Raw genomic sequence first — 12,069 nt, 5'->3', positions numbered from 1 at the left:
TGTGATGTTGCCGTCGCCACGATCAGAAATCGCGCTGAAGGAATTGCTTCATGCGTTCTGATTTTGGATTCTCGAAAACGTCTTTGGGATTGCCAAATTCTTCGACAAGGCCTTGATGCAAATACATCACCTGGTTTGACACACCTTTGGCAAAGCCCATTTCGTGGGTCACAACCAGCATTGTCCGGCCTTCTTCGGCAAGGGCCGTCATAACGTGCAGCACTTCGCCCACCAGTTCCGGGTCCAACGCAGATGTTGGTTCATCAAACAGCAGAACTTCCGGTTCAATCGCAAGGGCGCGTGCAATGGCTGCGCGCTGTTGCTGTCCGCCCGACACATGGCCCGGATAGTAATCGCGGCGCTCATACATACCGACTTTATGCAGTAGCGCATCCGCCCGTTCGATGGCTTGCTTTTTTGGGACTCCCAAAACATGCACCGGTGCTTCGATGACGTTTTCCAGAATGGTCAAATGGCTCCAGAGGTTAAAGCTCTGAAATACCATGGCCAATTTGGTGCGAATGCGTTGGAGTTGTTTTTTGTCAGCGGCATCTTGGCTGCCATCTTTAAGCGTCCGCATGCGAATAAGTTCGCCCTGCACATGGACTTTCCCCGCGTTCGGGGTCTCAAGAAGGTTGATGCAGCGCAAAAATGTACTTTTGCCAGATCCTGAAGAACCGATAATGGAAATTACATCGCCGGTGTTGGCTGTCAAATCAATGCCCTTAAGGACTTCATGGTCCCCAAAGCTTTTGAACATCCCTTCAACCTGCAAGGCGGGTATGTTTTTGCTCATATCGAGTTAAAATTTCCCGTGTTTAAAGTTCTAAAACTTAATATCGCTTTTGCATCCGTCGCCAGATGCGCCCCCATTCAAGTCACGCAAAGGCGCTCCTTGAGGGTGAATATTTGCCTGTCGCCTGCACGTATTTCCACTGGTTTTTGCAGTTTTATGAATAAAACTGCCATTTTGCTCATTTTATAAGCAGCTCAAACAATGGTATGGCAAAAATCGTGCATCAGCACGTGTTTTTACGCAATAAAAAACCACACGCCCATGTTCGATATCGTAGTGTGCCGCAAAACGCAGCGGCAGATTTATCACGAGATCGCTTTAGAACGACAAAAGCGCACCGGACGTTGGTGCGCTTTTTATGTGGCATTCAAAATTTTTGAAAGGGCGAAGTTATTCGCTGACCTTTTTCACAAATTCCGATTTCAGGCCCATCGGCCCGATGCCTGGGATCTTGCAATCAATATCGTGATCGCCTTCAACAAGGCGGATGTTTTTAACCTTCGTGCCTACTTTAACAACGGACGAAGAGCCCTTAACCTTCAGATCTTTGATGACCGAAACGGTATCGCCATCCGCAAGCGGGGTGCCGTTGGAATCACGAATGACATTTTCCGACGCCGAAGCAGCCGTGGCAGACCATTCATGGGCGCATTCTGGGCAAATCAGCAGTTCACCATCTTCGTAGGTGTAAGCAGATTGGCATTTGGGGCAGGGTGGTAGTTCGCTCATGTCTTTGGCCTTTATGACAAGGTTTGCGTCGCTTGGAAAAACAGCCCTGTATCTTTCAGGCGTTTTAAAATGTCTGAAGTTTCGACAGATGAGCTGCGCCATATAGAATTGCGAAAAGAGTGAGACGCATGACAATTCGCAATTCTCTCTTTTGATCAACAGCTTAAGTTAAGCTACTCATCGAAAGGTGACACTTTCTGGCACGTGGGATTGCCATCGTCAAGATTCTTGGATCTGGCGCGGAGCCTACGCAGTCGTGCGTCTTGTCTTGGGCGGCCCGAGATAAAGGTTCGAACGCAGGTGATTGTCACTACATATCAGCGTTGCAGAATTCGAAGTATGACCTTGCCGGTCATCGGATCATAATGTTGGCTAATGATGTAATTGAAAGGCCTGAAATGGATTGGGTTCCTATCGTCTTTGGCACCTTTAAAGGTGTCGCGCTTTGTATCGCGATGTTCTTCGCCGTTAAATGGCACTATGACCAAGGTGAAAAGCTTGAACGGCGTGCAGCGCTCATCTCAGGTGCCAAGATCACAGCTGTTTTCTTACTGGCAGTTGCCACCGTCAGCCTGATCGCCTTTGGGCTAAGCTGGAAGCTTGGACTGGATTTAAGCTACTAAAAGTCCACTGCACCATAAATGCCCTTTGCGACGCAAAAGACACGTAAGGGCATAGGGCATTGCGATCCTTCCACAACGGATAGGCCCTAAAAACCGCTTGGTTGACGCGACTTAATCAGCGCCACCTTTGCAACATTGTAATGCGATGCTTGGCTCAGTGTAGGGGCCGATATTCAGAAACCGCCATGTAAATGCATGTGCGGTTTTTTATTGCTCAAAACACGCAATAGATGTCTGTTTTCGGCGAACGACAAGCGTTCCGAAACCAGTAAAACTGAAATTAATATCAATGGCTTGGGGAATGGCGGAGAGGGTGGGATTCGAACCCACGGTACCCGTAAAGGCACGACGGTTTTCAAGACCGTTGCATTCAACCGCTCTGCCACCTCTCCGCAAAATCGGTTGGAGCTTTTTGCTCTGGGCGCTTTCAATAAATTGGCCGTGCGTTACTGTCAATAGCCCAATCACGAAATCTATCAAAAGCTGTTTAAAAAAATGCTGATCGGGTATTGTGCGCACAACTCTGGATCTACTTTTGCTCGAGCGCATTTGTCGTGTTTTACTTTTTATCAAAAACCATTGGCCATCTTACAAACATGGGGTTGGTGTTTGGCGCCGCACTTTTGCTGTCTTTGGTTTTGATATGTTTCAAGGGGACCCGCCGGTTCGCGTTAAAAATGTTGGTCGGCGTTTCGGCCATATCATTATTGATTACGGTCATTCCGGTGGGGGCGTTTTTGCTGAATCGCTTGGAAACACGGTTTGAGCAGCCCGATTTAACCGAAACGGACTTTGCCGGTGTGATCGTCTTGTCCGGAACGATCGCGGGGGCGAGTTACCTTAAACGCGGCGAAGTACAGTTCCTAACCGCGCCGGATCGAATCTTCACGATGCTTCGTCTTGCCAATCAACATCCCGAAAAACCGATTATTTTCACCGGCAAAGATGGCGTTCTGATTGACCGCGGATTTAGCGAGGCAGAGGTTCTTCGAAAATGGTTAAGCGATTCGCGTCTTCTGACCCAAAACATGCATTTTGAGACCAAAGCACGCAATACGCATGAAAATGCGTTAAACACCAAGAGTATGGTTTCGAGCCTTTGGCCAGAAAATTCGCAAAGGCCTTGGGTTTTGGTGACTTCAGCCGATCATATGCCACGTGCTGTTGGCGTTTTTCGCAAGGCCGGTTGGAAAATTATTGCGTATCCGGTCGGAAGAATCACATCTGATGACCTCCATTTAGCAAGTCTTAACATCTCAGGCGGTATCAAATCCCTAAGCCGTGGTCTGCGTGAATGGGTTGGATTAACCGCCTATTACTGGACCGGGCGAACTGATGAATGGTTTCCCGGACCGAAATCCGTGGAAACCGATAACTGACATCCTGGATGAGGCTTTTGATGAAATTCTGGAAACTCCTGACTGCCGCTTCCGCGCTTACCGTCATTACCGCAAGCGCGCCTGCCTTTGCTCAGACGGATGAAAAACTTCCAGAGTTCACCACCGAAGGGTTCGAAGATTGGCTGGTGGCCTTTAAAAAAGAAGCCGCGGCCAAAGGTATTTCCGAGCCGACGCTCGAAATCGCATTTGCCGATACCAAACCGATCCCCAAGGTCATTGAGTATGATCGCAGCCAACCGGAATTCAAACTGACGTTCGAACAGTACCTTCAGCGTGTCGTGCCTCAGTCACGCATCAATGAAGGCCGGAAGAAATACGCTGAAAACCGCGACATTATTGATGCGGCGGCAAAGAAATACGGCGTTCCAGGCCAGTACCTGACGGCGTTCTGGGGGATTGAGACCGGGTTTGGCCGTCATACCGGCGGATATTCGGTTGTCGATTCACTTGCGACCTTGGCCTTTGAAGGGCGTCGCGCGGAATATTTCCGCAAAGAATTGATGAACGCATTGACCATCATTGATGCCGGGCATATCGCCGCTGATGACATGACAGGTTCATGGGCCGGTGCGATGGGGCAGGCGCAATTTATGCCGTCTACCTTCTTGAGCTACGCCCGCGATGGGAATGGCGACGGGAAGATTGACCTTTGGGGCGCAAAAGAAGATGTCTTTGCCTCTGCGGCCAATTATCTTTCGTCTGTCGGCTGGAAAACCGATGAACGTTGGGGCCGTAAAGTTAGCGTTCCTAAAGGGTTCGATAAGGAACTTGAAGGCCGCGATATTCGTAAACCGATTAGCGAGTGGCAGAAAATTGGCGTTCGCATGCCAAATGGTGCCGATCTGCCAACAGCAGATATGGACGCATCAATTGTCATGGTAAATGACGGTGAAGGTCCTGCTTACATGGTTTATAACAATTTCCACACCATCATGCATTGGAACCGGTCGACCTACTTTGCCATCGCTGTTGGCACCTTGGCCGATGCCATTGCTGGCTACTAATAACTGAACATGTAATACGAGGTATTCATCGATGAATGCCTCGAAGAACAGAGCATCTTTAAGCGGGGATACCTTGATGCCAGATACAAGCAACAGTGCGTTTGCACGGATGTTTACCAAAGGACGCATTGGTATCACTGCGGTTGCCCTGGGCGTACTTCTTTCTGGCTGTGCTGAAACCCAATTGGCGGTTCACGGTGTGAAGCGTCTTGGTGGCGGTAATAGTCACCAGCAGCCAGCACAGGTCGGAAACTATAAGATCGGCAATCCATATGAGATTGCCGGTCAATGGTACTATCCGGCAGTTGATTACGAATATAGCGAGACCGGGATTGCATCTTGGTACGGGCCAAAGTTCCATGGCAAAAGAACAGCCAATGGCGAGATTTTTGATCAAAACGAAATTTCCGCAGCCCACCGAACGCTTCCGCTGCCAAGCATCGTGCGTGTGACCAACCTTGAAAACGGTCGGTCGCTTAAGGTACGCGTGAATGATCGTGGTCCGTTTGCTCATAGCCGGATCATCGACATGTCGCGCCGTGCGGCCCAATTGCTTGGGTTTGAGAAAAAAGGCACGGCCAAGGTTTTGGTTGAAGTTGTCGAAATTGACAGCCGAAACATTGCAGCCGTCGCCAAGGGCGAAGCACAGCCCGCCGTCACCGCGGCAGAGCAGAAAACCGTCAGTGCGGCGCCACGCGATGTGGTCGAAACTGTGCAGCTCGATAACGGTCCGATCACCGATAGTGGTGAAAAAACCACGTCGAAAGTCATCCTGACACCGCCGCCGGCAAGCAATCAAACCGGGATTGAGCAAACGTCACTCGGTGTAACGCCGAAAGACACGGCTGTGATGTCGGTCGAGCCGGTCACGAAGTCTGAGATTTATGTTCAGGCTGGTGCGTTTTCGATCTATGACAATGCCTTGAACTTGCGCAATCGCCTGTTTGATATGGCACCAAGTAAGATTGAGCCGATTGACGTAAAGGGAACGACCTTTTATCGCGTTCGCTTAGGCCCGCTAAATACCGTGCCAGAGGCAGATGTTCTTCTTGAACAAGTGATTGCCACCGGGCAAAACGGGGCAAAAGTCGTTGTCGAATGCGCAGAAAATGTTGGCGGGACACCAAAATCAAGTTCAGTTTGTTAGACATCGGGAACGTTGTTGACCGCTTCGCACGAGCTGTGGCGTAAAACATAGGCTTGCGATCAAGCTTTTTGTTTTATGAGGAAACACTCAAGCGGTTGCACAATTTTGCCGGATTTGAGACATAAGCAACTACTTCAAGACGCCGGCGCGCCGGCAATAATGATTTTCAGTATACAAGGTCAGGACGTTATGAGTTTGATGCCACCAATTCCGTTCAAAAAAAGTCTGAACCGAGTAGTGGCGGGCGCCGCGATACTTGGGTCTCTTATGGCCGTATCTGCGACCAGTGCGCAGGCTATCGAGACCATTGCGCGTGAAGCCTTCATCATGGATTTCGATACCGGCACTGTTCTTTTGAACAAAGAAGGCGATACGCTGACCGAACCGGCTTCCATGACCAAAATGATGACCGTGCATATGCTGTTCAAGCATATCAAGGACGGCAGCGTTTCCATGGATGACACCTTCCATGTCAGCGAGAAAGCCTGGCGCAAAGGCGGGTCGAAGATGTTCGTTGAGGTCAACTCCGACGTCTCGGTTTCTGACCTGTTGCACGGCATTATTGTTCAGTCAGGTAACGACGCTGCCATTGTCGTCGCCGAAGGATTAGCAGGGACCGAGGACGCCTTTGCCGAGGAAATGACCGAAGAAGCACGTAATATCGGCATGACCAAGTCGGTATTTAAAAACGCAACCGGTTGGCCCGCAGAAGGCCACCTTGTCACCGTGCATGATCTGGCAACACTCGCGCGCGATACAATTCGCAACTTCCCAGAACTTTATAAACTCTATTCGGTTCGTGAATTCACCTATAACGGCATCCGCCAGCCCAACCGTAATCCGTTGTTGGGCACAAGTGCTGGCGTTGATGGCCTGAAAACCGGTCATACGGAAACGGCTGGTTATGGTTTGACTGCTTCGGCCGAGCGCGATGGTCGTCGCCTGATTGTTGTGGTTAATGGTCTTGGCTCTGTCCGAGAACGCCGCACCGAATCACAGAAACTTCTTGATTGGGGTTTCCGCGAATTTGACAATTATGACCTGTTCGCCAAGGACGAAACTGTTGCGACCGCCGATGTATGGCTTGGTGCGGAAAAGAAGGTTGATCTTGTTGCAGACAAGGACATCCTCCTGACGCTTCCGCGTAGCGCACATAACGACATGAAGGTCTCAGTTGAATACGAAGGCCCCATTCCGGCACCAATCACCAAAGGCCAACAGATCGCGCACTTGAAGGTCGAAGTTCCGGATCAGGAACCACGTGAATTCCCGCTTTATGCCGCGCAAGATGTCGAAAGACTTGGCCTTATTGGCCGTATTGGCGCTGCAATCAAATACCTGCTTTGGGGAGCAAACGGGTGAGTGAAAAGCCTGGCTTTTTCATAAGCTTTGAAGGTGGCGAGGGCAGCGGAAAGACCACTCAAATTCGGCGTCTGGAAGAATGGTTTCGCCATCAGGGGCGCGATGTGGTTGTCACCCGCGAACCTGGCGGATCCCCCGGCGCGGAAGAAATCCGCAACTTGTTGCTAACCGGCGATCCTGGGCGCTGGGATGCCGTCACAGAAGCATTTTTGATGTTCGCTTCGCGCCGCGACCATGTTGAACGCACCATTCGCCCGGCCCTGGCCGAGGGGCATGTTGTGTTATGTGATCGCTTTGCGGATTCATCGGTGGCTTATCAGGGATATGGCCATGGTTTGGGGCCTGATTACATCCGAGATCTTTGGATGTTGGCCATTGGCGATTTCAAACCGGACTTGACCCTTATCTTTGATCTACCAATTGAAGTGGGGCTTGATCGGGCAGGGGCACGGTTTGCCAATGTCAGCGCTGCCGAAGACCGGTTTGAGCGGATGGGGCTTGAATTTCATCAGCGCTTGCGCGAAGGATTTATGGAAATCGCCCGAACGCAATCGGACCGCTGTCGCATCATTGACGCGGACAGTGATGTCGATACCGTTGGCGAACGTATGATTTCTGCCGTGTCTGATGCACTTGGCGGGCAGGGGAGTTAACCATATGGCCCGCGCAGACGTCACGGAAGACGAAGAAGATATTTTCTCTCCGCGTAAGAATGAAGCTTTGCTTGGCCATGAAGAGGCCGAGAAAACCATTCTTGACGCTTGGAACAGTAAACGCATGCATCATGCGTGGCTGATTTGTGGCCCGCGGGGTGTCGGCAAAGCAACATTGGCCTATCGCATGGCACGCTTTGTTCTTTCGGGCGGCGGGGCCGATGGCGGTGTTGGTCTTTTTGGCGACAGTCCAGACGGCCTTTATATTGATCCGGAAAATCCTGTTTTTCGCCGGATCGCCGGTGGCGGGCACGGTGACCTTAAGGTTATTGAACGCAAGTTTGACGAAAAGAAAAAGCGCCTTCAGGGTGAAATCACCGTCGACAGTGTCCGTACTGTTGGCAACTTCATGTCCAAAACCTCTGCTGAGGGCGGCTGGCGCGTTGTTATTGTCGATGCCGCAGACGAACTTAATCGTAATGCGGCCAACGCGATCTTGAAGGTTCTTGAAGAACCGCCTGCGAATGCGTTGATGATTTTGGTCGCGCACCATCCGGGACGGTTGCTTCCGACAATTCGATCGCGCTGTCGTCGTCTTAATCTTGGTGCACTAGAAGAACATCAGGTTGTCGATCTTTTGGGACGTTATTGCCCGGAAATGGATCTTGGCGATCGTGATGCGTTGTCTGGCCTGGCAGAGGGCAGCGTTGGACGCGCCTTACAACTTCATGAGGTCGGCGGGCTTGAGCTTTATACCGATCTTGTAAATTTGATTGCCGCGCTTCCCAACGCCGATGTTGCTGCCCTTCACAAGTTTGCAGAACGTTTTTCCGCTGCTGACAAAGATGCATCATTTGCCACCGTTACCGAACTTTTGCATTGGTGGCTGGCCCGAATGATCCGCTTTGCCGCGACCGGCCAAGCCCCGCGCGAGATTGTCGAAGGCGAATTACCGGCCATGCAACGCATGGCGGCTTCGCAACCGCTTGATCAATGGCTAGAGGTATGGGAAAAGATCAACGAATTGATGGGCGCGACCCGTGGTTTGCATCTTGACCGCAAGCAAGCCTTGCTCAACGCATTCTTCATCCTTGAAGAAAACATGCGCAACTGACATCGCAGCCCAACACCTGAAATATTGACCATCACGGCCCACTCGGGCCGTTTTGTTTCACGAATTACGCGAAGGATTTTCGGCCATGACCGGGCACAAACAGCCCTATTACATCACGACACCGATTTATTACGTCAATGACAAGCCACATATTGGCCATGCCTATACCACCCTGGCATGTGACGTATTGGCCCGCTTTAAGCGCCTTGACGGTTTCGATGTGATGTTTCTGACCGGCACTGACGAACATGGTCAGAAAGTCGACAAATCTGCTGCGGCCAAAGGCATCGATCCGCAAACCTTCACCGATCAGGTTTCGCAAAATTTCCGCGATCTTGCTGGTCACATGAACTTTTCCAATGACGATTTCATCCGCACGACGGAAGAACGTCATAAGAAAGCCTGTCAGGCGCTTTGGAATACATTGCTGGAAAAGGGCGAGATTTATCTTGGCTCTTACGACGGCTGGTATTCGGTCCGGGATGAAGCTTTCTACGGCGAAAAAGAACTGATCGAGAAAGACGGCGAAAAACTTGCCCCAACCGGCGCACCTGTTGAATGGGTGTCTGAGCCGAGCTATTTCTTCAAGCTGTCTGCTTGGGGTGATCGTCTTTTGAAATTCTATGATGAAAATCCTGATTTCATCGCCCCGCAATCACGTCGCAACGAAGTTATCAGCTTTGTCAAAGGCGGCATGCATGACCTTTCCGTTTCACGCACCAGCTTTAAATGGGGTGTGCCGGTTCCCGGCGACGATGACCATGTCATGTATGTTTGGCTTGATGCTCTGACCAACTATTTGACGGCCATTGGCTATCCCGATGCCGATCCGGCGAAACTTGAAAAATTCTGGCCAGCCGATCTTCACATGGTTGGTAAAGATATCCTGCGTTTCCATGCGGTTTATTGGCCGGCATTCCTGCTCGCGGCAGACATTACACCGCCTAAACGCGTTTTTGCACACGGCTGGTGGACCAACGAAGGCCAAAAGATTTCAAAATCGATTGGCAATGTCATTGATCCGTATGATCTGACAGAACGCTACGGCCTTGATCAAACCCGTTATTTCCTGCTGCGCGAAGTGCCGTTTGGCAATGATGGTGATTTTGGTCATCGAGCCATGGTCAGCCGCATGAACAGTGAATTGGCCAACGACCTTGGCAATATGTGCCAGCGCGTTTTGTCAATGATCCACAAAAACTGTAATGCAGCCGTCCCAACACCGGGCGAATTTACGGACGCAGATACCGAGATCCTCGGCAAAGCATACGGGATGCTTGATACCGTCCGCCCATTGTTTGACGAGCAGGCTTTCCATAAAGCGCTTGAAGCAATCTGGAGCCTGGTTGGCGATGCAAACCGCTATGTCGATGAAATGGCGCCTTGGGGCTTAAAGAAAACCGATCCGGCACGGATGGAAACGGTTCTTTATGTCTTGGCTGAAGTCATTCGCCATGTCGGCATTCTTGTGCAGCCGATCATGCCGGAATCAGCTGCGAAAATTCTCGATCTGCTTGTCCTTGCGGATGATCAGCGCGGATTTGATCAGCTTGGCCCAGATAACGCCCTTACGGTTGGGACAAGCTTGCCCAAGCCCGAAGGTGTTTTCCCGCGCTTTGTCGAACCAGAAGCCGAAGGAGAGAAGGCATGAATGTCGCCCTTGTCGACAGCCACTGCCATCTAGACTATCCGCAATTTTCTGATGATTTTGCCGGAACCGTTGCGCGCGCCAAGAATGCTGGCGTTGGCATGATGGTCAGCATCGGCGTGAAACTGACAACATTTGATCAGGTACGCGCCGTTGCAGATCAGGCCGACCACATTTATTGCACGATCGGCGTTCACCCACACGAAGCGGGCGAGGAGGGGATATCATCCCCGGACGTCCTGATCGCAAAGGCGTCTGACCCGAAAATCATCGGCATTGGCGAAAGCGGCCTTGATTATTTCTATGACAATGCACCGCGTGATGCGCAGCAAGAAAGCTTCCGTGCGCATATTGCGGCCTGTCGTGAAACCGGGTTGCCGTTGATTGTCCATACGCGCGACGCAGACGATGACACGATGGATATTCTTGAAGAAGAATATGAAAAGGGGCCATTTCCCGGCCTTATCCATTGTTTTTCCAGTTCGGCCGCCTTGGCGCAACGTGCATTGAAAATCGGGTTTTATATTTCATGCTCGGGCATCATCACGTTCAATTCTGCCAAGGAAATCCGTGCGGCACTCGAAGATGTCCCATTGGATCGGCTGTTAGTTGAAACAGATGCCCCATATCTGGCACCTGTGCCCAAGCGTGGCAAACCGAATGAGCCAAGCTACGTTGCGCATACCGCGGCGAAACTTGCGGAAATCAAGGGTGTCAGCGTTGATGAAATTGCCCGCATAACCACGGATAATTTCTTTAAGCTGTTCACCAAAGCCGACCGCAACAATCTTCTTGTGCTGGGGGACAGCGCACAGTGACCAAGGTAACCATTCTAGGCTGCGGATCATCAAATGGCGTGCCTTCTGTTGGCCTAGGATGGGGCCATTGTGACCCGAACAACCCGAAAAACCGGCGTTTAAGAAGCTCTATCTTAATCGAAGAAGCTGGTAAGAAAATCTTGGTCGATGTCACGCCAGATTTTCGCGAACAAGCGCTTCGCCACGATATCACCCACATTGACTCAATCTTGTTTACTCACGCACATGCCGATCACGTGCACGGCATCGATGATGTACGTTGGATCAATGTCGCTATGGGGCAGCCGATTGATGTGTATGCATCATCGCAGACTATCTCAGAGATCGGTGATCGCTTCGCGTATGTCTTTACACCGCTTCCTGACGGCGTTGAGTTCTTTTTCAAGCCCGTATTGGTGCCGCACGTCATCACGGGGCCGTTCGAAGCAGCAGGGGTGCCGATAACGGTTTTCTCGCAAGATCACGGCTATTGCGAAACCCTTGGCTTTAAGATCGGCAAGTTTGCCTATTCGACCGACGTCGTGAATTTCCCCGAGGCGTCAAAAGAACATCTTTACGATCTTGATGTCTGGGTCGTCGATTGCCTACGCCACAAACCACACAACACGCATGCCCACGTCGAAAAATTGCTGGAATGGGTCGAAGAGTTCAAACCCAAACAGGTTTACATGACCCACATGAGCATCCAGTTCGATTACGCAGCCGCGATGGCCGACACGCCAGCCAATGTTGAACCGGCTTATGATGGCCTTGTGATTGACGTAAACTAAGAAAT

At 51.0% G+C, this 12,069-nt stretch carries 12 protein-coding genes and 1 tRNA gene; 10 read left to right on the top strand and 3 right to left on the bottom strand.

The features are described 5' to 3' along the window. Window positions 1-22 precede the first annotated feature (22 nt). Both HCZ99_RS11780 and HCZ99_RS11775 read right to left on the bottom strand, forming a co-directional pair. Window positions 23-796, bottom strand: a complete 774-nt coding sequence (locus HCZ99_RS11780; protein WP_167447163.1) for an ABC transporter ATP-binding protein — start codon at window positions 794-796, stop codon at window positions 23-25. A 390-nt stretch (window positions 797-1,186) separates the two neighbouring features. After that, a complete protein-coding gene (locus HCZ99_RS11775; RefSeq protein ID WP_167447162.1) occupies window positions 1,187-1,525 on the bottom strand; it encodes a zinc ribbon domain-containing protein YjdM in 339 nt (112 codons plus the stop codon). A gap of 398 nt (window positions 1,526-1,923) precedes the next feature. On the opposite strand from HCZ99_RS11775, the gene HCZ99_RS11770 reads away from it, so the two are divergent. Further along, window positions 1,924-2,148, top strand: a complete 225-nt coding sequence (locus tag HCZ99_RS11770) for a hypothetical protein (protein WP_167447161.1) — start codon at window positions 1,924-1,926, stop codon at window positions 2,146-2,148. Between the two features lie 302 nt (window positions 2,149-2,450). Here HCZ99_RS11770 and HCZ99_RS11765 read toward each other — a convergent pair. Next, window positions 2,451-2,540: transfer RNA gene (locus HCZ99_RS11765), tRNA-Ser, on the bottom strand. Window positions 2,541-2,885: 345 nt separating this feature from the next. Between HCZ99_RS11765 and HCZ99_RS11760 the strand changes: the two genes are divergently transcribed. The 9 genes from HCZ99_RS11760 (at window position 2,886) to HCZ99_RS11720 (ending at window position 12,064) form a co-directional block, all read left to right on the top strand. Next, a complete protein-coding gene (locus HCZ99_RS11760) occupies window positions 2,886-3,527 on the top strand; it encodes a YdcF family protein (RefSeq protein WP_167447160.1) in 642 nt (213 codons plus the stop codon). A gap of 20 nt (window positions 3,528-3,547) precedes the next feature. Further along, entirely contained in the window at window positions 3,548-4,552 is a 1,005-nt protein-coding gene (locus tag HCZ99_RS11755; protein ID WP_167447159.1) for a lytic murein transglycosylase, read from the top strand. A 76-nt stretch (window positions 4,553-4,628) separates the two neighbouring features. Continuing rightward, window positions 4,629-5,699 (top strand): septal ring lytic transglycosylase RlpA family protein, encoded by a 1,071-nt coding sequence (locus HCZ99_RS11750; protein ID WP_167447158.1) that lies wholly within the window; start codon window positions 4,629-4,631, stop codon window positions 5,697-5,699. Between the two features lie 267 nt (window positions 5,700-5,966). After that, window positions 5,967-7,061: a D-alanyl-D-alanine carboxypeptidase family protein gene (locus tag HCZ99_RS11745; protein ID WP_254869581.1), complete on the top strand. Its 1,095-nt coding sequence runs from the start codon at window positions 5,967-5,969 to the stop codon at window positions 7,059-7,061. Further along, window positions 7,058-7,714: a dTMP kinase gene (gene tmk / locus HCZ99_RS11740; protein ID WP_167447156.1), complete on the top strand. Its 657-nt coding sequence runs from the start codon at window positions 7,058-7,060 to the stop codon at window positions 7,712-7,714. The genes HCZ99_RS11745 and tmk overlap by 4 nt, the downstream gene beginning before the upstream one ends. Window positions 7,715-7,718: 4 nt before the next feature. Beyond that, window positions 7,719-8,828 (top strand): DNA polymerase III subunit delta', encoded by a 1,110-nt coding sequence (locus tag HCZ99_RS11735; protein ID WP_167447155.1) that lies wholly within the window; start codon window positions 7,719-7,721, stop codon window positions 8,826-8,828. Between the two features lie 85 nt (window positions 8,829-8,913). After that, window positions 8,914-10,479, top strand: coding sequence for a methionine--tRNA ligase (gene metG, locus HCZ99_RS11730; RefSeq protein ID WP_167447154.1), 1,566 nt, complete (start codon window positions 8,914-8,916; stop codon window positions 10,477-10,479). Continuing rightward, window positions 10,476-11,294: a TatD family hydrolase gene (locus HCZ99_RS11725; RefSeq protein WP_167447153.1), complete on the top strand. Its 819-nt coding sequence runs from the start codon at window positions 10,476-10,478 to the stop codon at window positions 11,292-11,294. Before metG ends, HCZ99_RS11725 begins: the two co-directional genes overlap by 4 nt. After that, on the top strand, window positions 11,291-12,064 hold the full coding sequence (locus HCZ99_RS11720) for an MBL fold metallo-hydrolase (protein ID WP_167447152.1): 774 nt from the start codon (window positions 11,291-11,293) through the stop codon (window positions 12,062-12,064). Before HCZ99_RS11725 ends, HCZ99_RS11720 begins: the two co-directional genes overlap by 4 nt. Window positions 12,065-12,069 lie beyond the last annotated feature (5 nt).

Origin of the sequence: Thalassospira lucentensis (genome assembly GCF_011806425.1) — a bacterium.
Classification (GTDB): Bacteria; Pseudomonadota; Alphaproteobacteria; order Rhodospirillales; family Thalassospiraceae; genus Thalassospira; species Thalassospira lucentensis_B.
The sequence above is the reverse complement of the archived record's forward strand: the minus strand, read 5'-3'. Positions and strand labels throughout refer to the sequence as shown.

What these genes read in the sequence shown, in the direction of transcription:
- HCZ99_RS11755 (WP_167447159.1), top strand. Translation starts at nt 3,548, where the DNA reads ATGAAATTCTGGAAACTCCTGACTGCCGCTTCCGCGCTTACCGTCATT.
- HCZ99_RS11770 (WP_167447161.1), top strand. Translation starts at nt 1,924, where the DNA reads ATGGATTGGGTTCCTATCGTCTTTGGCACCTTTAAAGGTGTCGCGCTT.
- HCZ99_RS11750 (WP_167447158.1), top strand. Translation starts at nt 4,629, where the DNA reads ATGCCAGATACAAGCAACAGTGCGTTTGCACGGATGTTTACCAAAGGA.
- metG (WP_167447154.1), top strand. Translation starts at nt 8,914, where the DNA reads ATGACCGGGCACAAACAGCCCTATTACATCACGACACCGATTTATTAC.
- HCZ99_RS11735 (WP_167447155.1), top strand. Translation starts at nt 7,719, where the DNA reads ATGGCCCGCGCAGACGTCACGGAAGACGAAGAAGATATTTTCTCTCCG.
- HCZ99_RS11780 (WP_167447163.1), bottom strand. Translation starts at nt 796, where the DNA reads ATGAGCAAAAACATACCCGCCTTGCAGGTTGAAGGGATGTTCAAAAGC.
- HCZ99_RS11775 (WP_167447162.1), bottom strand. Translation starts at nt 1,525, where the DNA reads ATGAGCGAACTACCACCCTGCCCCAAATGCCAATCTGCTTACACCTAC.
- HCZ99_RS11725 (WP_167447153.1), top strand. Translation starts at nt 10,476, where the DNA reads ATGAATGTCGCCCTTGTCGACAGCCACTGCCATCTAGACTATCCGCAA.
- HCZ99_RS11745 (WP_254869581.1), top strand. Translation starts at nt 5,967, where the DNA reads ATGGCCGTATCTGCGACCAGTGCGCAGGCTATCGAGACCATTGCGCGT.